Here is a 25,768-nt window from a genome sequence, read left to right as displayed (position 1 = left end):
GATAGTGCGAGTGTGAAGCCTGCCGTCCACCGCACCGTGCCGGCTGTCGACGTCGCCGGCTTCGGCGATCAGGGCCGCTCCAACCGCGACCGGGTCGCGGTGCGCGACGGGCTGTACTCGGCCTTGCTCTCGGCGTTCCGGGCGTGCGGCATCCCGTGGGAGGCGTGCCACCACGAGGACCGGGGTGACGGCGTGCTCGTGCCGGCCCCGCCGGACGTGGTGAAGGGCCTGTTCACGGAGGTGTTGCCGGACGCTCTGCTGGCCGAGGTGCGCGGGCACGACGCCGGGCGCGGGGCCGCGGGGCGGATGCGGCTGCGGGTGGCGGTGCACGCGGGCGAGGTGCAGTTCGACGACCACGGGGTGGTCGGGGTCGCGGTCAACCACGCGTTCCGCTTGCTCGACGCCCCACCGGTGAAGGCCGCGCTCGGCGAGTCGACCGCACCGCTCGTGCTGGTCGTCTCCGACTGGTTCCACGACGAGGTCGTGCGGCACAGCCCGCGGTTCAGCGGGCGGCACGCCGAGTTGGACGCGCTCGACGTGTTGCTGCACGACACGCCGACGGCCGTGATCGACGGGATGGCGGGCGTGGGCAAGACCGCTCTGGCGCTGCACTGGGCGCACCGCAACGCTGGGCACTTCCCCGACGGGCAGCTCTACGTGAACCTGCGCGGGGTCGACCCGACCTCGGCCCCGTTGCTGCACGCCCAGGCGGCGAGCCCGGCCTCGGCCGCTCACGACGACGGCTTCGAGGTGTGGACGCTGGACGGCTGCGGTTCGGTCGAGTTCGTCGATTACGGCGAAGGCGCGCCGGGCGGCGGCAGCAACGACGATTACGCGATCGTGCACGACTACTGCTCCGAGGGGCACGGTGTCCTCGCCTCCACGTGGGTGGACATTTATGCCTTGGGCAGCAAGTACAACGGCAACGGATTGGCAGGTGCTCCCGTGATCTGGGATCCGCACGCCATCCGCGGCGACGTGTTCGCCGGCCAGACGAAAAGCTGTTCCCCTCGGTCTCAGAGGCGGGTCGCGGTGAGGCCGCCGTCGACCGGGAGCACCGCGCCGGTGACGTAGGACGAGCGGTCGCTGAGCAGCCACGCCGCGGCTTCCGCGACTTCGGTCGGCACGCCGGGACGGCGCATGGGGGTGTGCTGTTCGAACGCCTCGCGCGCGTGCGGCATCGCGGCGAAGTCCTGGCGGACCTTCTCGGTCAGGATCGCGCCGGGGGCCACGACGTTCACCCGCACGCCCGCCGGCGAGAACTCGGCGACCGCGGCGCGGGTCAGGCCGATCACGCCGTGCTTGGCGGCCTGGTAGCCGGCGTCGCCGATGCCACCGGCCAGGCCCGCGACGCTGCCCGCCACCACCACCGACCCGCCGCGTCCGACCAGGTGCGGGACGAGGGCGCGCAGGGCCAGCCAGACGCCCTTCAGCCCGGTCGCGTGCACCTCGTCCCACTGGGCCTCGGTCAGCTCGGCGAGCGTGCCCGCGTGGGCGTGGCCCACGGCGGCGTTGAGGTAGGCGCCGTCGATGCGGCCGTGCCGACGCAGGGCCGCATCGACGAGCCGGTCCACGCCCTCGGCGGTGCTCAGGTCGCCGGGCACGGTCACCGCGCCGTCGATGTGCGCGGCCACTTCGGACAGTCGCTCCCGGCCCCTGGCGCCGAGGACGACGTGCGCGCCTTCGGCGGCGAACAGCCGGGCGGCCTCGGCGCCGATGCCCCTGCTGGCGCCGGTCACCAGCACGACCTTGTCGGCGAGCAGGCTCATCGGGCACCCGTCCGGAACCCGTCGATCAGCAGCTCGATCAGCCGGGCGCTGTGGTCGTGGCCCGGCGGTGAGTTCTCCCGCGCCCACGCGGCCGAGGTGATGGCGGCGAACAGCTCCTCGGCGGTGAGGTCCGGTCGCACCAGGCCCGCCCCCTGGGCGCGGGCGAGCAGCATGCCGCCGCCGGCGTGCATCTCCACGCACGAGTGGTGCAGCGGCGTGCCCTCGTCGTAGGTGCTGGCCGCGAGGAACCCGACCAGGCCGCGGAAGGTGCTGCAATGCGCCACGGTCTGGTGGACCCACCTGGTGAGCGCGCCGACCGGGTCGTCGGCCGCGGCCAGGTGCTCGGCGCTGGCGCGCAAGGCGTCCAGACCTTCGCGCACCGACGCCTCGATCAGGGTCTCGCGGGTGGGGAAGTGGCCGTAGAGGGTGCCGATCGCGACACCCGCCGCCCGGGCGATGTCCTCCAGTGCGGCGTCCGTGCCGCGGGCGTCGAACGCCTCCCGAGCGGCTTCCAGGATGCGGTCGTAGTTGCGCCGCCCGTCCGCGCGCTTGGGCCGTCGGGCCAGGTAGGCCGTCACGAGTGCCTCCAACCGGCTGGGGTGGCGCCGCCCGGCCGAGGATGTCGGGCGGCGCCACGGCGGGTTCAGCCCTGCTGGGCGCCGGGAGCCTTGCGGGTGCCCGGACCGAACCAGAACACGAGGGACACGAGGACGCCCAGGACGGCGATCGCCGTGCTCCAGGCGAACACCGAGGAGATGGTGTCGTCGATCCGGCCGGTGCCCGCGGAGAACGGGAGCAGCAGCACGGCCAGGCCGATCGACCCGCCGACGGTCAGGGAGGTCTGGAGGATGCCCGCGGTGACGCCCGTGTCGGCCGGGTCCGAAGTGGACAGCACGATCATGTTGAACGGGATGATCGCCAGGCCGACGCCGACGCCGAGCACGACGATCGCGGGCAGCACGCCGACGGCGTAGGTGCTGTCGCCGTCCAACCGGGACAGCCACGCGAAGCCCGCGATCACCAGCACCAGCCCGATGATCGCCCGCACCTCCAGGCGCAGCCCGGCCACGTACTTGGTGAGCACCTGCGTCGTGACCAGCAGCGCCAGGCCGAACGGCAGGATGGCCAGGCCCGTGCGCAGCGGGTCCAGGCCGAGCGGTCCGGCGAGGTACAGGCTGGCGTAGAACAGGAAGCCGGTCAGCACCGAGGCGAGCAGCAGCAGGTTGACGAACCCGCCGATCCGGGCACGGCTGGCGAAGATCCGCCGGGGGAGCAGCGGCTCGGCGGCCCGCCCGTCGACCACCACGAGCACGGCGATGAGCACCAGCGCCACCGCCAGCGGGATCAGCGTCCACGTGTGCAGCCAGCCGTGCTCGGCGGCACGGACCAGCCCGTACACGCCGGAAGCCAGGGCCAGGGTCACGAGCACGGCGCTGGGGGCGCCCAGGGAGCGGGTCCGGGTGCCGTCGTCGCGGGTGCCGACGGCGCGCAGCGCGAGCGCGATGATGACCACGCCGATGGGCACGTTGACCAGCAGGCTCCACCGCCAGTCGCCAGCCGCGGTGAGCAGACCGCCCAGGATCATGCCCGACGCCGCGCCGAGGCCGGTCACCGTCGAGTAGAGGCCGAACGCCTTCGCCTGCCGCTCGCCCTGGAACAGGATGGCCAGCAGGGCCAGCCCGGTGGGGCCCGCGATGGCCGCGCCCGCGCCTTGGAGCACGCGGCCGACCACCAGGACCTCGAACGTCGGCGCGAGGCCCGCGACGAGCGAGGCGACGGTCACCAGAGCGATCCCGGACAGGAACACCTTGCGGTGGCCGAGCACGTCGCCGAGTCGCCCGGCCAGCAGGAGGAGGCCGCCGAAGGCGACGAAGAACGCGTTGAGCACCCAGGACGCCGCGGCCACGTCCACGCCCAGGTCGGCGCGCAGGGACGGGAGGGCCACGTTGACGATCGTGCCGTCCAGTTGCAGCAGGAACTCGGCGCCGACGATGGCCGCCAGCGCGAGACCCCACGGCGAGGTGGACGCCGCGCGGGCGTCGGCCCCGGTGCCGGCCTTGGTGGTCATGATGGAGAACTCCTTAAGTCGAGACCGCCTCGATCTATCTCCGGCAGTTAACCCGAGGCTGCCTCGGCCTGGCAAGTCCGTCCACCCCTTGAACACCCAAGAGCGGCTTTAGCGCCCGCTGCCAAGGTCGCGGCGACGTCTCGACCGGGACGTCGCGTGTCACGGGAGGAGAGCCAGTGAGTCGTCCGGACGTCCGGGAACTGCACCTGAACGTGCACCCGGTGGGGGCGGGCAACCACCCCGGTGCATGGCGGTGGCCGGGCGCGGACCCCGTCTCGTTCGCCCGCGTCGAGGGCTACCTGGAGGTGGCGCGGGTCGCCGAGCGCGGCCTGCTCGACGCGATCTTCCTCGCCGACGTGCCCGGCCTGCACGCCGACCTGACCGACTACCCGATCGTCAACGGCCTGGAGCCCACGCTGATCCTGAGCGCGATGGCCGTGGTCACCGAGCGGGTCGGCCTGGTGGGCACCGCTTCCACCACGTTCAACGAGCCGTACAACATCGCCCGCCGGTTCCGCGCGCTGGACCTGATCAGCCACGGTCGCGCGGGGTGGAACGCCGTCACCACCTCCGGCCCGCGGGTCGCGGCCAACTTCGTGGCCGAGGAGCCGGACGGCCGGACCCGCTACGAGCGCGTCGAGGAGTTCGTCCTGGTCGTGCGCCGGCTGTGGGACAGCTGGGGCGACGACGGGCTCGTGCTCGACGTCGAGGCGGGTCGTTACGCCGACATGGACGCCATCGCGCCCATCGACCACCACGGACGGCACTTCGACGTGCGCGGCCCGATCACGTTGCCGCCGTCGGAGCAGGGCCACCCGGTGATCTACCACGCCGGTGTGTCCGACGACGTCTGGACGCTCACCGCGCGCACCGCGGAAGCCATGTTCACCGCCGTGGTCGACGTGGACGCCGCCGCCGCCGACCTGGCCGAGATCCGCGCGCGGGCCGTGCGGTTCGGCCGGGCGCCGGACTCGTTCCTGTTCCTGCCCGGCTTCATCACCACCCTCGGCGGCACGGAGGAGGAAGCGCTGCGCCGCCGCCGCGAGCTCGACGAGCTGGCGAACGTGACCGACCAGGTCCGGTGGGTCGCGGCCCGGCTCGGCCTGCCACCCGACGCGCTGGAGCTGGACCGGCCCGTGCCCGAGTCGTTGCGCGAGGCGCTGCCCGTGCCGTCCGGGCACGGCGGGCACGCCGTCGCACTGGCGAAGTCCGGCCTGACCGTGCGCGACATCATCGCCCGCGGCGGCGGCAGCGGGCACGTCCTCGGCGTCGGGTCGCCCGAGCAGGTGGCCGACCGGATCGAAGCGTGGTTCCGCGCGGGCGCGGTCGACGGCTTCACGATCATGCCCGACGTGACGTTCGACGGGCTGCCCGCCTTCGTCGACCACGTGGTGCCGATCCTGCAGCGCAAGGGCATCTTCCGCACCGAATACCGCGGCCGCACCCTGCGCGAGCACCACGGGCTGCCCTTGCCGGCCGTCCGCCGCCGTACCGCGGTGGGGGTGTGACGTGGTCGCTCTCTCCCTGGTCGACCAAGGACCCGTGTCCGAGGAGACCCCGCCGTCGCAGGCCCTGCGGCACACGGTGGACCTGGCCCGGCTGGCCGACGAGATCGGCCTGACCCGCTACTGGCTCGCCGAGCACCACGGCGTGCGCAACATGGCCGTCGCCGCGCCGGAGGTCGTCATCGGCCACATCGCGGACCGCACCACGCGCCTGCGCGTCGGCTCCGGCGGGATCATGCTGCCCAACCACGCGCCGCTGCACGTGGCCGAGCAGTTCCGCACGCTGGAGGCGCTGCACCCCGGCCGCATCGACCTGGGCGTCGGCAGGTCGACCGGCACCGGCGACGACGCCACCCGGGACGCCCTGCTGCGCACCCCCGACGGCCTGGAGCGGTTCGGTGAGCACCCGGCCCGGGCAGGCGGGTCGGGGTTCCCGGCGGAGCACGTCGAGCGCGGCCGACGAGCTGGACGCCTTCGCCGAGCTGCTGACGTCCCCAGGGCCGTGCGAGTCGTCCGCCCGTAACCGGTGGACCACCGCCGCCCTTTCGCGGCCTGGAGGTCGCGCTACTTCGAGCCTACCGGCCCCCTGCTCGTGGACTGCTTCCGGCGCGGCGCCAAGTGGATCAGCGCTCCAAAGCCGCGGTTGCTGGACTGCCTCTACAACCCCGACCACGACACCGAGCAGCCTCAACCTCGGCGGCGACTACCGGGTCCACGTCCTCGACACCACCGGCCACGCGCCCATTCACATCGACGCCTCCGTTGTGCCCTTGGTGCCCGGGCACGAGCTAAAGATGTGAGCGATAACTTTAGCGCCGCCGTTCGAAAGCCTGTGGTCGAATACTATCGAATTACCTGCATGAAGCCATGGGATTCGCGTCGCAATTCTTTCGCACCGGCGAATCGGACGTTCGTACCGTGCGGAGTCTTGTGAGCGTGAACATCGTGGTGCGACACTGCAAGCCATGGCGACGCACGGCTCGATTCCCGCCGTTGCCGAAGGTCACGCGCACGGACGGCAGGTCGCGCAACGCCCACATGCAGAGGAGAGAAGTCATGTCAGTGCAACGACGCAACTTCATGACCAGATTCAAATCGAGCACGGTCGGTGTCGCCGCGGTGAGCGCCGCACTGCTCGCTTCGGCGACGGTTCTCGTGGCGGTGCCCGCCGGTGCCGCGGCCGCGGGCTGTTCGGTGAACTACGCCGTGGGGTCGCAATGGCAGGGTGGGTTCAGCGCGAACGTGTCGATCACCAACCTGGGTGATCCGCTGAACGGGTGGACGCTGACGTGGTCGTTCGACGCGGGGCAGGCGGTGACGCAGTCGTGGAGCACGTCGTTGACGCAGAGCGGTTCGGCGGTGACGGCGAAGAACGTGAGCTACAACGGCTTGGTCCCGACCGGCGGTTCGGTGTCGTTCGGTTTCAACGGGTCGTGGACGGGCAGCAACCCGGTCCCGACGAGCTTCGCCCTGAACGGCGTGGCGTGCACCGGTGACACGACCACGACAACCACGACCTCGACGACCTCCACGACGTCCACGAGCACGACCACGACGACGACCCAGCCGGGCGGTGGCTGCTCGCTCCCGTCGACCTACCGCTGGACTTCGACCGGTGCGTTGGCCCAGCCGAGGTCCGGGTGGGTGTCGTTGAAGGACTTCACCTACGTGCCCTACAACGGCAAGCACCTGGTCTACGCCACGACCCACGACACGGGCACGCGCTGGGGTTCGATGAACTTCGGGCTGTTCAGCAACTGGTCGGAGATGGCGTCTGCGCCGCAGCAGGCCATGAACAGCGGCACCGTCGCGCCCACGTTGTTCTACTTCGCGCCGAAGAACATCTGGGTGCTGGCGTACCAGTGGGGTGGGACGGCGTTCAGCTACCGGACGTCGACCGACCCGACCAACCCCAACGGCTGGTCGTCGCCGCAGGTGCTCTCGACGGCGAGCATCAGCGGTTCGGGCACGGGTCCGATCGATCAGACGATCATCGGTGACGGTCAGAACATGTACCTGTTCTTCGCCGGTGACAACGGCAAGATCTACCGCCAGGTGATGCCGATCGGGAACTTCCCGGGCAGTTTCGGCTCGTCCTACACCACGATCATGAGCGACACCACGAACAACCTGTTCGAGGCGGTCGAGGTGTACAAGGTGCAGGGTCAGAACCAGTACCTGATGATCGTCGAGGCGATCGGCGCGAACGGCCGTTACTTCCGCTCGTTCACCTCCAGCAGCCTCAGCGGCAACTGGACCCCGCAGGCCGCCACCGAGAGCAACCCGTTCGCGGGCAAGGCCAACAGCGGTGCGACCTGGACCAACGACATCAGCCACGGCGACCTGATCCGCGCCAACCCCGACCAGACCAAGACCATCGACCCCTGCAACCTGCAACTGCTCTACCAGGGCCGCAGCCCCAACTCCGGTGGTGACTACGGCCTGCTGCCCTACCGACCGGGCCTGCTGACGCTGCGACGCTGAGCGCCTGACGCAGCCTCATCCGATCGAGCCGGCGCCCCACACCCCACGACCGGGGGTGAGGGGCGCCCGCCTCGGACTCACGCAAGTCGTCAACGTCCTACGCGGCTTTGGTCCGAGCGGGTTCCCGACGGCGAACCCACCCGTCGAAGTCCAGGGGCCGGGGCACCGCGCCCAGGGATACCCGAGCGGCATCGGGTGCGCGCAGCTCCAGCCGGAATCGGGTGCACAGCAGGTACGTCAGCAGGACCAGTTGGATGCTCCCCAGCCCGGCGCCGATGCACGCGGTGGGTGCCCAGCCGAACGGCACGTAGTGGTTCCCTCCGGGCGGACGGTGGGCCGCTCCGGCCGACCACCGGTTCGGGTCGAACACGTCCGGGTCGGACCAGTGGCGCTCATCGTGGTTGACCAGGTAAGGGCTCACCAGGAAGTGCCGGCCCACGGCGAGCCGGTGGCCGCGGATCGTCAGGGGGACCCGCGCGCTGCGGGTCATCAGCAGCGGTGCCGACCACATCCGCAGCACCTCCTTCACGAACTGGTGCGCTGTCGGCGCGGACCTGGTGCCGGTCCGGTGCAGCAGCTCGGCGGGACCGGACGCGAACTCCTCCGTCAGCGTGGCCGCCCACTCGGGCCGTTTCGCCAGTTCGTACATCAGGCAGCCGGCGACCGCGCCTGGTGGCCCGGCGATCGCGGTGAGGACCGTCGTGACCGCCTCCACCGCGCGGTCGGGGCCGAGGGAGGGCAGCAACCGGTCCACGATGGGCTGCGTGAGGTCGATGCGGGTCCGCCCGTGACGCGTCCGACGGCGGAGCTCCGCGCGCACGACCCGACCGACGTGCAACTGGGCGACGACGGACTCCCACCTCTGCCGGCGGGTCTGACCACCCGGTCCCGCGTCCAGCCGGGTGAGCTTCGCGATCGCGTCGCGGCTGAGCCACGCCTGATCCGAAGTGGACAGTCCGTCGAGCACCACGGGCACCAGGGCGCGGAACGTCACCTCGTGCGCCAGCCACGCGAAGTCCACGTGCTGGTCGCGGCGGTGGTCCAGGATCGCGGCCATGCGGTCGGTCAGCTCGCGCAGCCGGTTCTCCTCGCTGAGCACCCGCATCCGGGACAGCCACAGCGAGCGCACCTGCCGCCACGACACGGCCGGGCTGCGACGGCCGCGGACCCGGTCGACGAACCGGTCGGGGAGCGTCAGGTCGGCGAAGTTCTCGGCGTTGGCCCGGCTCGCCGCGTCGGCGTCGAACACCATCAGCCGCTGGTCGCCGTGCCAGAAGACACCGTCGTGCTCGGCGTTGGGGGCACGCAGGTCCGCCAGCAGGTCCGGGTCGTCGCGTTGGGTCATCGTGTGCCTCCCCCGAAGGTGGGGAGCGTGTGGCTGTGCTCCCCACCCGCACCGGTCAGATGTGGTGGTACAAGTACCAGCGGTACTGGGAGTCGCTCTTGCGGATGTTAAGCGCCACCAGTGCGGCGTGGATGATCTTGGCCATGTTCACCTCCCTCAACGTGCGCGGGCACCGTTCGTGCGCAGGGTGAAATCCGGTGGCGCGAGGGCGGCCGCGACGTGCGGCCGGTGCCCGTGGGCCTCGACCCGCCACCGCTCGGCCGGCGGCAGCAGCCGCAGGACGTCTTCGACCAGTTGGACGGCGAAACCCGCCGCCACGCAGGTGTGGGCTCCCCAACCGAACGGGATGAACGCCTCCGCACCGCCCCGCGGCATGCCGGCCGACCACCGCTGCGGGAGGAACTCGTCGGGGTCGGGCCAGAACCGGCTGTCCCGGTGCACGAGGTAGCTGCACACGACCACCTCGTCGGACGCCGTGACCTCGGTTCCGGCCAGTCGGTGGGGTTCGACCGGGGTGCGGCCGAAGTTCCAGGCGACCGGCCAGAGGCGCAGCGCCTCGCGCACCACACCGGCCGGGTCGCCGCCCGCCTGGGGCCGGGTGCCCAGCAGGTACACCGACCAGCCCAGCAGGAACCCCGTCGACCCCGTGACGGCGAACAGGAACGACAGGAACACCTCCGCCAAGCGCACCAGCGCCACGCGCGAGGAAGCGTCCGGTGCCGCGGTGGCGAGGACGTCCAGCAAGTCGCCCGGCGTCCGCACGCCCCGCGTGCGCCGGCGGGACAACTCGGCGACCAGGGCGCGACGGACCCTGCCCCGCAGCACGGCCCGCGACAGCACCGACCGCCGATCCCGGGCACCGGCCCGCACCGCGTGCCGGACCACCTGGTCGACGAGCCGGCGCAACTCGCCTCCCGGCGCCAGCACGTCGCGGAAGCACCTGTACAGCAACAGGTTCCCCGCGTCAGGCCACCGGCTGTGAGGCCCGATCTCCCGTTCGACGGTCGCCGCCAGTCGGTCTGCCTGGGCGACCCAGTGATCCCGCAGCAGGTTCCGCGCCGTCCGGCCGATCTCCTGCTGCGTCGAGCGCGGCCCGAGGATTCCCTTGCTGGTCTGGAAGAAGTCCGAATGCTCGCGGTAACGCGACCCGGTGTTGGCGAGAACGGCTTTCGCCTCGGCCGGTTCGCCCACGTAGAGCACACCCGGTCTGCGTCGGAAGATGGCCCGTGACGGGCACGAAGATCGTCTAAGGTCTCCAGCTCGTCCACTCGTCGCCCCACCCGGCCGGTTTTCGCGGACCACAGCAGCTTCGCGCCGCGCGTGCCGTCAGCGCAAGCCACCGAATGGCCGGCCCCCCGGTGGGCCGTGTGGTGAGGGAATGCCTGTCGGACTCGGATGTTCCGGCCACGCACGGGCGAGTCGGATGGGCCGGCCCTCCGGGGCGATCACCGCGGCCTCGAGTGCGGCGATCCGTCGACGCGCGGCGACCAGCTCGGCCTCGTCGGTGCTCGTGATGTCGGGCAGCCCGGAGTTGGGCAACAAGCCCGGGGAGTGCGGTGGGAAGTTCAGAACGGCCCGCCTCCCAGGCATTTCTTGCAGTAACTTCCCGCGAACTCCGGGTAGTTGAAGCAGATGTTGTGGCAGAAGTTGTCCTTGAAATCCCTGCAGTTGTCCCACCACATGAGCCGCCACTGACCTTGGGCGACTTTCACGTTTTCCAGTGTGACGCGGCGCTGCTTCCCCACGTTGCCGGCGTTGCTGCTGCCCGGGGGGCACAGTTCGCCATCCGGCGGGTGGCAGCCCGCTTTCCACGGGCACGGGGGTTCCTGCTGGTTCACGGTGGCGTTGTGCGCGACCGTCGATGCGTGCATCGAAACGGCCGCCGAAGCCTCCGCGGCCACGGTGAACATTGTGATCAACAATGCCGCAATGGCAATGGGAAGGATTTCGGCGATCCTCTTTGTCATTGACATCTCCTGGTGGCCCGGAAACTCATTCCGAACACCCGATCCGCTCAAGATCCGCTCCTGGTTCGGGTGATCGTCGATGCCGGCAGGGCTACTGCCACTCCACGTCGCGGGAGTTGAAGACCAGGTTGTTGAACGTGCGCATGGTGTAGAAATATTCGTACTGTCCCCAGGGCCGCCCCACCGCGGTGAACCTCTGGGTCGATGCGTCGTATTCGAACCGACCTTCATGATAGGAGGTCCACTTGGGCAGGCAAGTTCTCGGAGGTCGTTTTTCCGCCTCGTAGTAGCCCCACTTGCCGGCCTCGGGGTCCGACCAACTCCGGTAGAGGGGAGCCCAGTCCTTCAGTTTCGCGAAGCAGGAATCATCCCGTTCCGCACCCGGTGCGTCACCCGGGCCGTGAATGGGCTCGGCGGACGCCGCGGTCGGACCGGCCGCCAACGCCGACGTCATGATCAGCGCGCCGAGCCAGACAGGAAAACGCATGGGCGATCATCTTCCTGTGGGTAAAGGAAAATGCTGACCCGAACACCGTACCTCGCCGGTGGTCGGCAGGCCGGCCATAGGTCGTCCGCTCAGCTCACCGCACCCCATTGAGCGATGCCGCCGGTCCCCGGCGGGCGACCGGTAACACTCCGCATATAGCCCGCGCCGCCGGGAATGAATGGTCGAAATCGCTGCATCGGAAGTGATCGTCCTCCGGCTAATTGATCGTCCCATCCCGCTGGTCCAGCCACCTCAGGATCACCTGGTTCGTCTCGTCCGGCTTCTCCTGCTGGATCCAGTGCCCGCAGTCCAGGCTGACCACTTCCACCTCGGGCACGAACTCCGCCAGCCGCGCAGACCTCAGGACCGCGTCACGCTCGCCGTAGATCATGAGCGCGGGCTGTCGGATGACCGGGTCCACGTCGGCCAGCAGGTGCCAGTTGCGGTCGAGGTTGCGGTACCAGTTGATGCTGCCCGTGAAGCCCGTCGACGCGAAGGCGGAGACGAAGACGGCCAGTTCACCGTCGCTCATGACGGGCTCGCCGAGGGGTGTCTCCGCTTTGGCGAGCTCGATCATCGCCATACCCGGCTGAGGCGGTTTCGGCGTTTCGTCCTTCCGGAACAGGTTGCGCAGGAACCGGGCCGCGTGCTCGTCGAGCACGGCGTCCGCGACGCCCGGCTGCCGGTTGAAGTGGACGAAGTAGAAGTCGGGGCCGAGCACGGCCTCCATGGACTCGATCCAGGGCACCTCTCCGCGTTCTTGGTAAGGCACGCTCAGCGCCACCACGCCGTTCACCCGGTTCGGGTGCAGCAGGGTCAGGCCCCAGACGACGAACGCGCCCCAGTCGTGGCCGACGAAGGTGGCGTCCTCGTAGCCGTAGTGGTCGAGGAGTGCGATGAGGTCACCCGTGAGGTGTCCGATGTCGTAGTCCGTCACTGCGGTCGGACGGGACGAGTTGCCGTAGCCCCGCTGGTTCGGGACGATGACGTGGTAGCCCGCCGCGGCCAGGGCCGGCACCTGGTGACGCCAGGAAAAGGCGTGCTCCGGCCAGCCGTGGCAGAGCACGATGGGCTTTCCCGCGTTCTCACGGCCCGCTTCGAAGACCTCGAGCTCCACACCGTTGACGGAGACGAAGGTGGGGTCGGGAAAGTCGGTCGGATCGAACATCGCACTTCCTCTGTCGTGGGGGCGTCGGCGTCGAAGCAGTCGACGGCCGATGCGGTCATGTCGCCATCGTGCCGACCGAAACCGGTCACCCCGTGACCGGTTTGCTGTGGGAGTGTTGCCGGTGTGCGAGCCGACCGGCTGATGGCCATCCTCCTGCTGCTGCAACAGCGCGAGCAGCTGACGGCAGCGGACGTCGCCCGGGAGCTGGAAGTGTCCGAGCGCACCGCCCGCCGCGACTTCGACGCCCTGGCCATGGCCGGGGTGCCGGTGTACTCCAGACAAGGCCGGGGCGGTGGCTGGCGCCTCGTGGGCGGCGCCCGCACCGACCTGTCCGGCTTGACCGCGGGTGAGGCCCGCGCCCTGTTCCTGGTCGCCGGCCCGGCTTCGGCTGCGACGCCGGCCGCGAAAGCAGCGCTGCGCAAGCTCGTCCGCGCCCTGCCGGAGCCCTTCCGGGTGCAGGCCGAGGCGGCAGCGTCGTCGTTGGTGCTGGACCCGCAACGGTGGGGGTCGAGCCGGGTCGAGCGCCGGCCGCCGCCCCGCTTCCTCGACGAGCTCCAGGACGCGGTGATCCGCGGCGTCCGGGTGCGGCTCGGCTACGTGGACGGCACCGGCGCCGGAACCGAGCGAACCGTCCACCCGCTGGGCATCGTCGCCAAAGGCCCGTGGTGGTACCTCGTCTGCACCACCGAGGCCGGCCGGCGGACCTTCCGGATCGACCGCGTGTCGTCCGCCGACCCGACCGGCGATCCCGTGCACCGACCCGACGACTTCGACCTCGCCGCGAGCTGGCGCGAGATCACCGACGAGGTCGACCGCAGGCGGACGCCCCTGGAGATCCAGGCGACCTGCGCACCCGACGGGATGGCCCGGCTCCGGATGGTGCTCGGCGACCGGCTGAAGGTGGGAGGTGTCACCACCGACGGCCGCGTCGAGGTCGTGATTCGCGGCTACAACGAGTACGCGCTCGCCGGCGAGCTCGCGGGGTTGGTCGAGTGGATCGAGGTGACCGGCCCTCCGGGCGTGCGAATCCAACTGGCCTCGATCGGCAAGGCACTCGTCGAACGGTACGGCTGAGACCGTGCTGCTCGTCTCGGTGCGACGACGGCGCTGCGCGCGGACCGGCGGCGATCTCGCGGGCGGTGGACTCGTCGGGGTCGATCAGGCTGCGCGGGCGACACCGCCCGCGTGATTCGCACTCACCCGGGACAGGGGGTGCAGGACCTCGACGGACGCCCCGGTCTCGCCGAGGTCGAGTCGCGCGCCGACCGGTTCCCGTCCAGTCCGCGTCCATTCCCCTTCCAGAGACGTAGCCGAAGCTCCCGGTCAGGGAACGCCCGCCGCCTCACCCCATCCGGTGCGATCCGACGAGACAAGGAGTCGTCATGCTGTGGTTCGCGAGAAAACGGCAGGAGGGCAGGCCCGTTGCCCTGGCCGCGATCGGCGCCCTGTTGTCGGGGTTCTTCGTGGTGATCGCTCCCGGCGTGGCCAGCGCCGGTGCGATCGTCGCCTGTCCGTCCGGCATCACCGAGTGGAAGCTCTTGGCGGGGGTCCGTCCCAAGGGCTTCCAGGATCCCAAGGGCTCGCTCGACACCGAAGCCTCTCCCTCGGGCGCTCCGCCTTGGCGCAACCTCTGGGAGGGTTACCGCTACACGCTCGTGTCCGCGGTGCCGCAGTTCCTGGTCAGTGACGGCCGGGCACTGGACAACGGCACGGACGCACCCGTCAGCTACTCCGTCACCTCGTCGGTGTCGAAGACCTACAAGATCTCGGCGACGACGGGGGTGTCGGCGGAGAAGGTCAAGGACTTCCTCAACTTCAACGTCAGCACTTCCATCGAGTCCAGCGTCACCACCCAGATCGGCGTGACCTTCTCCACGGTCGTCCCGCCGCGCACCCGGCTGATCGCCGAGTACGGCACCGATGTCTACCAGGTCACCTACTACATCGAGGCGTGGCGGTGGCGCGGGCCGGTGGCCGTCGCGGCGCCTCCGCCCGCTCCCGGCACGGCCGGCTGCGAGGAGTGGGGCTACTACCCGCAGAGCACACTGGCCCCGACCAGGCTCGAGACCTGGCGGCTCAGGAACGGCTGACCCGACGCGGGAACGGGACTCCAGGGCACAGCGCCGTGTCCCGGAGTCCTGTCATCGGGTTCGGCGGATCGTGAGGATCACCGCGGCCAAGGACGCCGGGCTGCCCGCCTCGGGCACCGTGGTCTCGTGGATCAACGTCCGCAGCAGCACGCACCTGTGCCGGCGCACGGCACCAGCAGTGGCGGCTGCTCCCGGTGACCTCCGCGAGCACCGGCGCTCCGGTGTACCGGATCGCGAACCGGGACAGCGGCCTGATCCTGCACGTCGATTCCCGAGGCTCCGCGTCCGTCGAACAGCGCGGCTCGCAGCCCGGCTACGACGGGCAGGAGTGGGAGCTGGAACCGGCATAAGGGCCGGGGAGGCGCGCCGGTCGGTCAGTCGGCGAACCTGCCGAACAGGTGTGCGGCGGGGGCGTTCGGGTCGTCGCCGTAGAAGAACTCCGCGAGCGCCTGGTGGAACTCGGTGCGACTCAGGCCGCCCGAGCCGTCCAGGTCCAGTGCGTCGAAGACCTCGGCGCAGTCCTCCGGGGACACGTTGCCGGCCAGGCCGAAGATCTCCCCGAACTCCGCCTGGTCGACCCTGTCGTCCCCGTCGAGGTCGATCAGGTCGAAGTAGCAGTCGGCCACCGGTCCGACCTGTTGCGGGTACAGGGCGGGATCCGCCAGCGCCCGCCGGAACCCCTCGGTCATCTCCCGCAGGTCGACCTGCCCGTCGCCGTCCTGGTCCATCGGCGCGATGACGGTGGTCCAGAACGCGTCCAACCCGTCGGTCAGCCGGCGGGCGGTCTCGGACCCCGGCCCGGCTTCGCGGGCCGCGATGTAGCGCTCGCCCATCAACCGGACGTCCTCACGGGTGATCACCCCGTCGCCGTCGACGTCCGCGCCCTTGAACCACTGGCGGTACTTGAGCTCCCGAACTCCTGTCATGGTTGCGCAACGTAGTAAGGCAATCGCCGCATAACCAAGGCGACGCGACCACCGAGAAGATTGATCACTCGTTCGAGTGACGGCGCGCCCGTCGGTGGTGGGTCGACCGGATCGGCACGTCGGCCAGGGCGTGCGTCAGTCGGGTGGCACGAGCTCCGGTGGTGCGAAGGCGAGTACGTCGGGAACGGGGCCGTCGTGGGGTTCGACCTCGACCAGCGCGCTGAGGGCACTCGGTCCTTGGGACAGGCGCGAGCACGGTCGGTCCGCGGTGAGGGCGTTGGGGTTGCCGTGGCGGTCCAGTGTTCCGCTCAGGCCCGGTTGGACCGGATCCCACCACGCGCCCGTGGACAGTTGGACGACGCCCGGCATGACGTCGTCCGACAGGATCGCGCCCGCCAGGCAACTGCCGCGGTCGTTGTGGACGCGCACGACCATGCCGCTCTCGATGCCGCGTGCCGCGGCGTCCGTCGGGTTGATCGCTACCGGTTCGCGACCGCGGACCTTCGAACCGAGGCTGTGGCCACCGTTGTCGTACTGGCTGTGCAGGCGTGAGGCGGGCTGGTTCGAGATCAGGTGCAGCGGGAACCGGTCCGCCAGGTCGGCGTGCAGCCACTCGGTCGGCTCGAACCACCTCGGGTGCCCGGCGCAGTCGTCGTAGCCGAACGAGTCGATCTCCTCCGAGAAGATCTCGATCCGGCCCGACGGCGTCGACAGCGGGAAGCGCCGGGGGTCCGATCGGAGATCCTGGAAACTCCCGGGGAACGGTCCGCTCAACGCGGGCAGCTCGGCGGTGGAGTTCCGCCAGAAGTCGTCGAAGCTCGGCAAGGCGTCGTCGCCGAGCCCGGCCCTGGTCCGCTCGTAGAGGTGCCGAACCCAGTCGGCTTCCGAGCGCGATTCCGTGAACTCCCGCTCGAACCCGAGCCTGGAGGCCAGAGCGGCGAAGATCTGGTGGTCGGTGCGCGACTCGCCCGCCGGCTCGCGGACTTTCGGCATCGCCACGAGGTGGGGGTCGGAGAACCCGGCGGCGAAGTCGTCGCGCTCCAGGGTGGTGGCGACCGGGAGGACGATGTCGGCGAACTTGGCCGAGGTGTTCCACCAGGCTTCGTGGACCACGACCGTGTCGGGGACCTGCCAGGCGCGGGTCAACCGGTGGAGGTCCTGGTGGTGGTGGAACGGATTGCCCCCGCACCAGTAGACCAGGCGGAGGTCGGGCAGCGTGACGCGCCTGCCGTCGTAGTCGATGACCTCGCCCGGGTGCAGCAGGGCATCGGCGATCCTCGCGACGGGGATGAAATCCGGAACCGGATTGGGAACCTTCGGCATCCCCGCCACGAAGGCGCGTCCGGGGGCGACACCTGTCGCGTCCATGGTCGCGTAACCCGCGCCCCAGCCGCCACCGGGCCGCCCCATCGAGCCGGCCATGGCGGCCAGCACGACGGACATCCAGATCGGCTGCTCGCCGTGGTCCGCTCGTTGCACCGCGTAGTTGACCATGATGAGGGAACGTCGGGTGGTGAGGCGGCGGGCGAGGTCGGTGATCGCGTCGCGGCCGATGCCCGTGATCTTCGCGGCCCAGGCGGCGTCCTTCGGGACGCCGTCGAGTTCGCCGACCAGGTAGGAGGCGAAGCGGTCGAACCCGACGCAGCACCGGTCGAGGAAGTCCTCGTCGTGCCACCCGTTGACCAGCATCGTGTGCGCGATGCCGAGCATCGCGGCGGTGTCGGTGTTCGGGGTGACGGGCAGCCACTCGGCGTCGAGGAAGTCGGCGACGTCGCTGCGGATGGGGCTGACGTTCATGAACTCCACCCCGGCGTCACGGCAGCGGCGTTGCAGGTCCCGCGTCTGGTGCCTGGCCAGGCCGCCGGGGTTGATCTGGCTGTTCTTGAGGGCCAGTCCGCCGAACGCCACCACGAGTTCGCAGTCGTCGGCGATCTCGTCCCACATCGGCATCCGGCTCTGGTAGCTCCACGGGTGGCCGCCGATCACGTGGGGGAGGATGACCTCCAAAGCGGCGGTGCTGTAGGTGTTGCGCGAGTCGGTGTACCCCCCGTCCAGCGCCAGGAACCGGTGCAGTTGTCCCTGCGCGTTGTGGAAGCTGCCCGCACTCGCCCAACCGTAGGACCCGCCGAACACCGCGCTGTCCCCGTGCCGTGACCGGACGCGGCGGAGTTCATCGCTCACCAGCGTGATCGCATCGTCCCAGCTCACCTCCACGAAAGCGTCCGTGCCCCTGGCGGCGCCGCGGGTGCGCGGTTCGCCGTTCAGCCAGCCCTTGCGCACCGCGGGGCGTAACACCCGGGCGCTGTCATCGGCGGCTGCCACCATTCCGGGGCCGATGGGCGAGGGAGCGGGGTCGTCGGGTCTCGGTTCGATTCTCAGCAGTCGACCGGAATCGACCACGGCGACGAAACTGCCCCAGTGCGTCGCAACCGACCTGTGTTGTTCCATGGTGCATCAACTCCGCCTCTTGATCGCCTCGATCGCTCGCACCGCCGACACCGGTGCTTCCCCTGGAATCGGCCGGTGCGCACGACAAGCCCTTGTTGCGGCACATCGTCCGCGGCGCGAGCGACCGTTGTCGGGCACGCCGTCGAGGCTGGTGGCCGTGCCGGTGGCGCTGGTGACCGCACCGCCGGCCGGTTCCCGGTGCGAGCCGTTCGAGGACAGGCGGTGCACCGGGTTCCGGTGGATCGGCACTGACGTCTCCTCCCACGCGGATGCCAAGCCACGACCACCCGACCACGTGCGCTGAGCGACGACAATCAACCGAAGGAGTTACGGTCGGGCACCCGAATGGGACGAGCACACCGTCCGGTGCGAGGAACTTCCGCCCGGCGACAGAGGGGTTTCCGGTCTATTCACTCCAATGGATTTTATCCGCGCCCGGTTACGTCGGTCTCGTTGTTCGTCGGCCGGAAACACTCCGGACTCGGTCCCGATCCCCGCCGGCCAGGTGCGGTGGTGCGCCGCTGCGGCACCGCGGTCCGCTCCTGCTCGCGGTTGGGCGGTGGGCACGGGCGTGCGGGCACTGGCGGTTCGAATATCGGTGTGCGACCATTGCGCACACCGATGGATCGCTCGCGGCGGGCGGGATGGCGGTCCGGTCGGTCGCGTGATCGCGGGCGGAACGCGGCAGTCCACATGGTGGACCGCGACGCGGGTGGCGGAACGGCACCGTTGTCGCAGGAAACACCCCGCTCCAGGTGGCGTAATCGGGTCGTTACCCGGCATCTCGGCGGCAGACCGCAGACTGTGCCGCGTGAGCAGCCCGCGACCGGCCCCGTCCGAGCGACGCCTGCGCGCCGACCGGGCGCGGCAGGCCGCCGACGTCATCCGCCAACTCGTCGTCCAGCGCGCGTTCCCCAACGGCGTGCTGCCCGACGAACGCTTCCTCGCCGCCGAGTTCTGTGCCTCGCGCAACGGCATCCGCCAAGCGCTCGACCTCCTGCGCGAGGAAGGGCTCATCGAACGCGTGCCGGGCGTCGGCACGGTCGTGGTGGCGGAGAAGTACGCGCACGGCCTCAACCACCTCATGGGACTGGCCGAGACCCTGCGCGAGCACGGCGAGGTCGGCAACGACGTGCGGGCCGCCGGCCTGATCCGACCGCCCGGCCCGGTGGCGCAGCGGCTGCGCCTCGCCGAGGGGGAGCAGGTCGTCTACATCGAACGGTTGCGACGGCTCAACGGGTTGCCGCTCTCGCTCGACCTCACCTACCTCCCGCGCGACGTCGGTGAGCCGCTGCTGGAGCAGGACCTGGAGAACCGCGACATCTTCTCGCTCATCGAGCGCACCAGCGGCCGACGCCTCGGCACCGCCGCGGTGACGCTGGAGGCCGTCAACGCCGACCTGCACGCCTCCGTGGTGCTGGAGGTGCCGCAGGGCGCGGCGCTGCTGGTCGTGGAACGCCTGAGCCACTTCGCCGACGGCCGCCCGGTCGACCTGGAGTACATCCGGATGCGCGGCGACCGGCTCACCATGCGCGCCGAACTGGTGCGAAACCCGTCGGAGGCGCGGTGAACGTCGCACCGCGGTTCCGGCTGCACGTCGACCTGTGCCGCCAGGCCAGCGCCATCTGTCGCTGACCTCGCGCCGACCTCACGCCGAACCCCCGAGCTGCGCCCACCCGGGCGGAGCCGTCCTGTCACGCCCACTTCCAGGAGAACCGCTGTGGCTCTGGTGAACAACCGCGCCGACGTGCCGGTGACCATCGACCAGTCGCTGTGCATCGAGGGCTGCCGGCTGTGCGTGGACATCTGCCCGCTGGACTCGCTCGCGATCAACCCCGACACCGGCAAGGCGTTCATGCACGTCGACGAGTGCTGGTACTGCGGGCCGTGCGCCGCGCGCTGCCCCACGGGCGCCGTCCAGGTCAACATGCCCTACCTGCTGCGCTGAACCGTTGCGGGTGAAAGGAAGAACGATGTTCACGCGAATCCTCGGCACCGCGCTCGTGGCCGCGGCGGTGTCCTCCTGCGCCGTCGGCGCGGCGTCCGCGGACGTGGTGCCGGTCGTGGTCGGCTACCAGTCCAAGACCATCAACACCGTCACCGCGGGCACGCTCCTGCGCGAGCAGGGCCACTTCGAGCGCAGGCTCGCCGACCTCGGCGCGCGCACCGGCAAGAGGTACGAGGTCACCTGGCAGGACTACGACACCGGCGCGCCCATCACCGCGCAGATGCTGGCCGGGAAGATCGACATCGGCTCCATGGGCGACTACCCGTTGCTCATCAACGGATCCCGCTCGCAGGGTCTCGGCGACGACGGCACCCGCATGGTGTCGATCACCGGCTACAACGCCCGCGGCGCGCTCAACATGGTCGTCGTGCCGCCGGACTCCACCGCGACCACGTTGGAAGACCTCCGAGGGCAACGGGTGTCGGCGAGCGTCGGCTCCGCCGGGCACGGCACCCTCGTGCGCGCGCTGGGCGACATCGAGGTGACCGTCGAGAACCAGCAACCCTCCGTCGGCACGTCCGCGTTGCAGGCGGGCAACGTCGCCGCGCTGTCCCAGTTCGTCGCGTGGCCGGGCCAACTGGTGTTCGCGAAGCAGGCCAAGCTGCTCTACGACGGCGCGGCGCTCAACCTGCCGACCTTGCACGGCGTCGTGGTGCGCAACCGGTTCGCACGCGAGCAGCCCGAGGTGCTCGCGGAGTTCCTGCGCGCCCAGGCCGACTCCACCCGCGACCTGCACGTGCACCCATTGGAGGCGGCGCAGGTCGTGGCGAAGGCGACCGGCCTGCCGGTCGAGGTCGTGTACCTCTACAACGGCCCCAACGGCATCGCGACGTTCGACCTGAGCCTCAAGCCGCTGCTGCGCGAGGCGTTGAAGCAGGACGTGCCGCTGCTGAAGTCGATCGGCAACATCGAGGAGCTCGACGTCGACCGGTTCATCGACGACGGCCCGCTCAAGGCCGCGGTCGGTGAAGGCACCGCCGACACCGCCAACCCGGCCCGGATCACCGGCACGGACACCGCGTGCGGCGTGGAGGTGACCGACCCGGCGACCGCGAGCGAGGTGTGGTTCGAGGGTGAGGAGGCCACCCGCCCGGCCGCCACCCCGACCTGCCTGCTCAAGCTGATCAACCAGAGCGGCAAGAAGGTCCGCGTGGCCTACGTGCCCGACGCGGGGACCGGCACCCGGTGGTTCGCCGACCACGCGCACTGGGTCCGCGCGGACGACGGCACCCTGAAGCCGTACACGACCAAGGCCGCCGCCGGTGCCGGGGCGCTGGACTACGCGCAGGCCCTCGCCGCGGCGGGCACGCCGTGAGCGCCCGGGTGGACACCGCGGCGGGTGCGCCATGAGCGCGCGGTGGGTGGTGCGGATCGGCTCGCTGGCCGCCGGTCTGCTGCTGTGGCAGGTGCTGACCGCGACCGGGACGACCGCGTGGCTGCGGTTCGACCGGTTGCCGACCGTCGTGGAGGTGGCGCAGCGGCTGGTCGAGCAGGCAGGCACCGCCGAGTTCTACACCGACCTGACCGCGAGCCTGGGCCGCATCGCCGTCGGGTTCCTGCTCGCCGCCACGCTGGGCATCACCCTCGGCATCGTGGTGGCGCGGTCGAAGGTGCTCGGCGACGTGCTCCAGCCGTTGCTGGAGGTGGTGCGGCCGATCCCCGCGATCGCGCTGGTGCCCATCGCGATCCTGCTGTTCCCCACCGACGAGCAGGGCATCGTGTTCATCACCTTCGTGGCCGCGTTCTTCCCGATCCTGGTGAGCACGCGGCACGCGGTGCGGGCGCTGCCGACCATGTGGGAGGACGCCGTCCGCACGATGGGCGGCGACCGGCGGCACGTCCTGCTCAACGTCGTGCTGCCCGGCACCCTGCCCGGCGTGTTCGGCGGCCTGTCGGTCGGCATGGGCGTGTCGTGGATCTGCGTGATCTCCGCCGAGATGATCTCCGGCCGGTACGGAGTCGGCTACCGCACCTGGCAGGCCTACACGATCGTGGACTACCCCGGCGTCATCGTCGGCATGGTCACGATCGGCCTGCTCGGCTGGGTGACGTCCGCCGCGGTGGAGCTGGCGGGCCGCCGCGCCACCCGGTGGCTGCCGAGGGAGGCGACGGCGTGAGCGTCCTGGTGGAGGGGTTGACCGTGCGCTTCGGCGACGCGGTCGTGCTGCGGGACTTCGACCTCGCCGTGCGCACCGGCGAGCTGCTGGTCGTCGCCGGGCCGTCGGGGTGCGGCAAGTCGACGTTGCTGCGCGCGGTCGCGGGCCTGGTCCCGGTCGCGGCGGGTCGGGTGGTCGTGGACGGGCAGGTGGTGCGCGGCACGTCCCGGGACCGGGCGATGGTGTTCCAGGACGACGGGTTGCTGCCGTGGCGCACGGCGCAGCGCAACGTCGAGCTTCCCCTTGCCCTGCAAGGGGTCGACCGGTCGGGGTGGCGGGCCGCGGCCCGGCGGTGGCTGGACCGCGTCGGCCTGGCCGGCTTCGAGCGGCACCTGCCGCGCGAGCTGTCGGGCGGGATGCGGCAGCGCGTGCAGCTCGCGCGCACGCTGGCCCAACGACCGAAAGTGGTGCTGATGGACGAGCCGTTCGCCGCCCTGGACGCGCAGACCAGGGCCGACATGCAGGAGTTGGTGGTGGAGGTGTTGCGCGAAGCGGGCACGACCACGGTGTTCGTCACGCACGACGTGGACGAGGCCGTGCGGCTGGGCGACCGGGTCGTGGTGCTCGGCACGGGCGAGGTCGACGTGCGGCGCGAGGCGATCCTGGCGGCGGTGCGGTCGTGATGGAGATCCCGGACCTCGTCGAGCGGACGCACCTGTCTTGCGACGTCCTCGTGGTCGGCGGCGGCACCGCGGGCTCCATGGCCGCGATCACCGCCGCCGAGCACGGCAAGGACGTGCTGCTGCTGGAGAAGGCGCACGTGCGGCACTCAGGCGCGTTGGCGATGGGCATGGACGGCGTCAACAACGCCGTCATCCCCGGCAAGGCCACCCCGGAGGACTACGTCGCCGAGATCACCAGGGCCAACGACGGCATCGTCGACCAGCGCACGATCATGCAGACCGCCACCCGCGGGTTCGACATGGTGCAGCGGCTGGAGCGGTACGGGGTGAAGTTCGAGAAGGACTCCTACGGCGACTACCACGTGCGCCAGGTCCACCGCTCGGGCAGCTACGTGCTGCCCATGCCGGAGGGCAAGGACGTCAAGAAGGTGCTGTACCGGGTGATGCGCGAACGCCGGATGCGCGACCGCATCCGCATCGAGAACCGCGTGATGCCGGTGCGGGTCCTGGTGTCGGACGGCCGCGCGGTCGGCGTGGCCGGGTTCAACACCCGCACCGGGGAGTTCGTCACCGTCTCGGCCGGTGCGGTCGTCCTCGCCACCGGCGCGGCGGGGCGGCTCGGCCTGCCCGCCAGCGGCTACCTCTACGGCACCTACGAGAACCCCACCAACGCCGGTGACGGCCACGCGATGGCCTACCACGCGGGCGCGGAGCTGTCCGGCATCGAGTGCTTCCAGGTCAACCCGCTGATCAAGGACTACAACGGCCCGGCGTGCGCGTACGTCGGCAACCCGTTCGGCGCCTACCAGGTCAACCGACTCGGCGAGCGGTTCGTGGACTGCGACTACTGGTCCGGGCAGATGATGGCCGAGGTGGCGCGGGAGATCGCCTCGCCGCGCGGGCCGGTGTACCTCAAGGTCACGCACCTGCCGGAGGAGTCGATCTCGGCGCTGGAAGGCATCCTGCACACCACCGAGCGGCCGACCCGCGGCACGTTCCACGCGAACCGCGGGCACGACTACCGCACGCACGACATCGAGATGCACATCTCCGAGATCGGGTTGTGCGGTGGGCACTCGGCGTCCGGCGTGTGGGTCGACGAGCACGGCGCCACGACCGTGCCCGGCCTGTACGCGGCGGGCGACCTGGCCTGCGTGCCGCACAACTACATGATCGGGGCGTTCGTGTTCGGCGACCTCGCGGGCGCGCACGCGGCGTCGCACGGCGTGCCGCCGGGACCCCTGCCCGAGGATCAGGTCGCCGCCGCGCACGAACTGGTCTACCGGCCGTTGCGCAACCCGGGCGGCCCGCCGCAGCACCAGGTCGAGTACAAGCTGCGGCGGTTCGTCAACGACTACGTGGCGCCGCCGAAGACCGAGGCAAGGCTGGAGATCGCGCGGGAGGCGTTCGCGCGCATGGAGGGCGAGATCGCGGCGATGGGCGCGACGACGCCGCACGAGCTGATGCGGTGCGCGGAGGTCACGTTCATCCGCGACTGCGCCGAGATGGCCGCCACGTCCTCCCTGGTGCGCACGGAGAGCCGGTGGGGTCTCTACCACGACCGGCTCGACACGCCCGACCGCGACGACGAGAAGTGGTTCCACCACCTCAACCTGCGCAAGAACGCGGCGGGGGAGATGGAGTTCGTGAAGCGGCCGGTGCACCCGTACCTCGTGCCGGTGGACGGTCTGGAGCACCGGTCGGGCGAGGTCGAGGAGCTCGGGACGCTGTCGGTGCGCGCGGCCTCGGTCACGAGCACCCGCGCGGGCGGTGGGGTGGCGGGGTCCGGTCGGGTGCTGGAACTGGTGGCGCTGACCGAGGAGCGGCCGGGGCTGGCGCGGTTCGAGGAGTACCTGGCGGACTCGGACCCGGCGGTGCGGCGGGCCGCGGTGGTGGCGTTGACCGAGGTCGTGCCGGAGGGGTTCGAGTTCGCCCTGGTGCGGGCCATGTCGGACGGGGAGGAGGCGGTCCGCGCGGCGGCCGCGGCCGGGTTGCGGGAGCTGGTCGAGGTCGTGCCGCGTGGTGACGCGCTGCGGCGGGCGTTGGAGGAGTCGCCCGCGCGGTCGGTGGCCTTGGAGGTGTTGTGGGCGCTCAAGCTCGGCACCGCGGAGGTGTACGCGGCGGCGCTGGCCGATGCCGATCACGAGGTGCGCTCGGCGGCGTTGCGCGGCCTGGTCTCCTTGCGGGAACGGTGGCTGGTCGAGTCGCTGGCCGGTGACCCCCGGCGCGAGCTGCGGGTGGAGGTGGCCAAGGGACTGGGCAGCCTGGGCGATCGGGGCGCGGCGGCGACGTTGGGCGTGCTCGCGGACGACGGTGACCCGTTGGTGCGTGCGGCGGCGCTGGAGGCGGCGGGGCGGATCGGCAGGCCCGCCGTGCTCCAGCCCGCGGCGCGGACGGCGGCGACCGATCCGGCCTGGCAGGTGCGCGTGGGCGCGGCCTGGGCGCTGGACGAGCCGGAGGCCGTGCTGCCCCTGTTGGCGGACGGGGACAGCGACGTGCGCAAGGCGGCAGTGCGTGCCCTGGCCGAGTGGGTCCGGGTCCCCGCCGTGCGGTCCGGGCTCACGGCGGCGGCGACCGACAGCGACGCCGACGTGCGGGCCTACGCACGGCGAGCCCTGGACCAGGGGAATCGCTGACCAGTACGGCCGGGAGGTTCAGCGCGACGCGGAGGACGACGGGGATCGGCGCGGCGACCACGCCGACCGGCCGCCACTCCGCGTCGCG

Annotated in this window: 22 protein-coding genes and 1 pseudogene; 13 read left to right on the top strand and 10 right to left on the bottom strand. The window is 70.9% G+C overall.

The genetic code is table 11. The features are described 5' to 3' along the window. The first annotated feature begins 12 nt into the window (after window positions 1–12). A complete protein-coding gene (locus LZG04_RS15925; RefSeq protein WP_233817657.1) occupies window positions 13–1,074 on the top strand; it encodes a hypothetical protein in 1,062 nt (353 codons plus the stop codon). On the opposite strand, the gene LZG04_RS15920 is transcribed toward LZG04_RS15925, so the two are convergent. The 3 genes from LZG04_RS15920 to LZG04_RS15910 all read right to left on the bottom strand — a co-directional run bounded on the left by LZG04_RS15920 (window position 1,017) and on the right by LZG04_RS15910 (window position 3,837). Next, the gene (locus LZG04_RS15920) at window positions 1,017–1,769 is read right to left on the bottom strand and encodes an SDR family NAD(P)-dependent oxidoreductase (RefSeq protein ID WP_233817655.1); all 753 of its coding nucleotides are present in this window, start codon (window positions 1,767–1,769) and stop codon (window positions 1,017–1,019) included. The two genes, LZG04_RS15925 and LZG04_RS15920, sit on opposite strands and share 58 nt — an antisense overlap. Continuing rightward, window positions 1,766–2,347: a TetR/AcrR family transcriptional regulator gene (locus LZG04_RS15915; RefSeq protein WP_233817653.1), complete on the bottom strand. Its 582-nt coding sequence runs from the start codon at window positions 2,345–2,347 to the stop codon at window positions 1,766–1,768. Before LZG04_RS15915 ends, LZG04_RS15920 begins: the two co-directional genes overlap by 4 nt. Before the next feature lie 65 nt (window positions 2,348–2,412). Then, the gene (locus tag LZG04_RS15910) at window positions 2,413–3,837 is read right to left on the bottom strand and encodes an MFS transporter (RefSeq protein ID WP_233817651.1); all 1,425 of its coding nucleotides are present in this window, start codon (window positions 3,835–3,837) and stop codon (window positions 2,413–2,415) included. 176 nt (window positions 3,838–4,013) lie between these two features. Here LZG04_RS15910 and LZG04_RS15905 point away from each other — a divergent pair, with 176 nt between their 5' ends. The 3 genes from LZG04_RS15905 (at window position 4,014) to LZG04_RS15895 (ending at window position 7,826) form a co-directional block, all read left to right on the top strand. Continuing rightward, window positions 4,014–5,345: an NtaA/DmoA family FMN-dependent monooxygenase gene (locus tag LZG04_RS15905; RefSeq protein WP_233817649.1), complete on the top strand. Its 1,332-nt coding sequence runs from the start codon at window positions 4,014–4,016 to the stop codon at window positions 5,343–5,345. Window position 5,346: 1 nt separating this feature from the next. Then, the gene (locus LZG04_RS15900; protein WP_308199112.1) at window positions 5,347–5,865 is read left to right on the top strand and encodes an MsnO8 family LLM class oxidoreductase; all 519 of its coding nucleotides are present in this window, start codon (window positions 5,347–5,349) and stop codon (window positions 5,863–5,865) included. Window positions 5,866–6,422: 557 nt separating this feature from the next. After that, the gene (locus tag LZG04_RS15895) at window positions 6,423–7,826 is read left to right on the top strand and encodes a non-reducing end alpha-L-arabinofuranosidase family hydrolase (RefSeq protein WP_233817647.1); all 1,404 of its coding nucleotides are present in this window, start codon (window positions 6,423–6,425) and stop codon (window positions 7,824–7,826) included. Between the two features lie 97 nt (window positions 7,827–7,923). Here the strand turns inward: LZG04_RS15895 and LZG04_RS15890 are convergent, their stop codons facing one another. From LZG04_RS15890 to LZG04_RS15870, 5 genes are all read right to left on the bottom strand, one after another. Beyond that, window positions 7,924–9,171, bottom strand: coding sequence for a cytochrome P450 (locus LZG04_RS15890; RefSeq protein WP_233817645.1), 1,248 nt, complete (start codon window positions 9,169–9,171; stop codon window positions 7,924–7,926). 156 nt (window positions 9,172–9,327) lie between these two features. Further along, window positions 9,328–10,362: a cytochrome P450 gene (locus tag LZG04_RS42560; RefSeq protein ID WP_233817643.1), complete on the bottom strand. Its 1,035-nt coding sequence runs from the start codon at window positions 10,360–10,362 to the stop codon at window positions 9,328–9,330. A gap of 374 nt (window positions 10,363–10,736) precedes the next feature. Then, window positions 10,737–11,138: a hypothetical protein gene (locus LZG04_RS15880; RefSeq protein ID WP_233817641.1), complete on the bottom strand. Its 402-nt coding sequence runs from the start codon at window positions 11,136–11,138 to the stop codon at window positions 10,737–10,739. 91 nt (window positions 11,139–11,229) lie between these two features. Continuing rightward, window positions 11,230–11,625: a hypothetical protein gene (locus LZG04_RS15875; RefSeq protein ID WP_233817639.1), complete on the bottom strand. Its 396-nt coding sequence runs from the start codon at window positions 11,623–11,625 to the stop codon at window positions 11,230–11,232. Between the two features lie 217 nt (window positions 11,626–11,842). Beyond that, entirely contained in the window at window positions 11,843–12,793 is a 951-nt protein-coding gene (locus LZG04_RS15870) for an alpha/beta fold hydrolase (protein ID WP_233817637.1), read from the bottom strand. A gap of 123 nt (window positions 12,794–12,916) precedes the next feature. Here LZG04_RS15870 and LZG04_RS15865 point away from each other — a divergent pair, with 123 nt between their 5' ends. From LZG04_RS15865 to LZG04_RS15855, 3 genes and pseudogenes are all read left to right on the top strand, one after another. Then, window positions 12,917–13,867 carry a YafY family protein gene (locus LZG04_RS15865; protein WP_233817635.1) on the top strand — a complete coding sequence of 317 codons (951 nt, stop codon included), beginning with the start codon at window positions 12,917–12,919 and terminating at the stop codon, window positions 13,865–13,867. A gap of 308 nt (window positions 13,868–14,175) precedes the next feature. After that, on the top strand, window positions 14,176–14,883 hold the full coding sequence (locus LZG04_RS15860; RefSeq protein ID WP_233817633.1) for a hypothetical protein: 708 nt from the start codon (window positions 14,176–14,178) through the stop codon (window positions 14,881–14,883). Window positions 14,884–15,065: 182 nt separating this feature from the next. Next, a pseudogene (locus tag LZG04_RS15855) lies at window positions 15,066–15,233 on the top strand (hypothetical protein); the annotation flags it as partial. A 24-nt stretch (window positions 15,234–15,257) separates the two neighbouring features. Here LZG04_RS15855 and LZG04_RS15850 read toward each other — a convergent pair. Both LZG04_RS15850 and LZG04_RS15845 read right to left on the bottom strand, forming a co-directional pair. Next, entirely contained in the window at window positions 15,258–15,809 is a 552-nt protein-coding gene (locus tag LZG04_RS15850; RefSeq protein WP_233817629.1) for an EF-hand domain-containing protein, read from the bottom strand. A gap of 135 nt (window positions 15,810–15,944) precedes the next feature. Next, window positions 15,945–18,257, bottom strand: coding sequence for a molybdopterin-dependent oxidoreductase (locus LZG04_RS15845; RefSeq protein ID WP_233817626.1), 2,313 nt, complete (start codon window positions 18,255–18,257; stop codon window positions 15,945–15,947). Between the two features lie 811 nt (window positions 18,258–19,068). Here LZG04_RS15845 and LZG04_RS15840 point away from each other — a divergent pair. The 6 genes from LZG04_RS15840 to LZG04_RS15815 all read left to right on the top strand — a co-directional run bounded on the left by LZG04_RS15840 (window position 19,069) and on the right by LZG04_RS15815 (window position 25,680). After that, complete coding sequence (locus tag LZG04_RS15840) at window positions 19,069–19,827, top strand: GntR family transcriptional regulator (RefSeq protein WP_233817624.1); 759 nt, start codon at window positions 19,069–19,071, stop codon at window positions 19,825–19,827. A 150-nt stretch (window positions 19,828–19,977) separates the two neighbouring features. Beyond that, complete coding sequence (locus LZG04_RS15835; protein ID WP_233817622.1) at window positions 19,978–20,205, top strand: ferredoxin family protein; 228 nt, start codon at window positions 19,978–19,980, stop codon at window positions 20,203–20,205. Between the two features lie 25 nt (window positions 20,206–20,230). After that, complete coding sequence (locus tag LZG04_RS15830) at window positions 20,231–21,580, top strand: ABC transporter substrate-binding protein (protein ID WP_233817620.1); 1,350 nt, start codon at window positions 20,231–20,233, stop codon at window positions 21,578–21,580. A gap of 31 nt (window positions 21,581–21,611) precedes the next feature. After that, on the top strand, window positions 21,612–22,382 hold the full coding sequence (locus LZG04_RS15825) for an ABC transporter permease (RefSeq protein WP_233817618.1): 771 nt from the start codon (window positions 21,612–21,614) through the stop codon (window positions 22,380–22,382). Then, the gene (locus tag LZG04_RS15820) at window positions 22,379–23,044 is read left to right on the top strand and encodes an ABC transporter ATP-binding protein (protein ID WP_233817615.1); all 666 of its coding nucleotides are present in this window, start codon (window positions 22,379–22,381) and stop codon (window positions 23,042–23,044) included. Before LZG04_RS15825 ends, LZG04_RS15820 begins: the two co-directional genes overlap by 4 nt. Beyond that, window positions 23,044–25,680, top strand: a complete 2,637-nt coding sequence (locus LZG04_RS15815; RefSeq protein WP_233817613.1) for a fumarate reductase/succinate dehydrogenase flavoprotein subunit — start codon at window positions 23,044–23,046, stop codon at window positions 25,678–25,680. The genes LZG04_RS15820 and LZG04_RS15815 overlap by 1 nt, the downstream gene beginning before the upstream one ends. Window positions 25,681–25,768 lie beyond the last annotated feature (88 nt).

It is taken from the genome of Saccharothrix sp. S26 (assembly GCF_021390395.1).
In the GTDB taxonomy this organism is placed as follows: domain Bacteria; phylum Actinomycetota; class Actinomycetes; order Mycobacteriales; family Pseudonocardiaceae; genus Actinosynnema.
The sequence above is the reverse complement of the archived record's forward strand: the minus strand, read 5'-3'. Positions and strand labels throughout refer to the sequence as shown.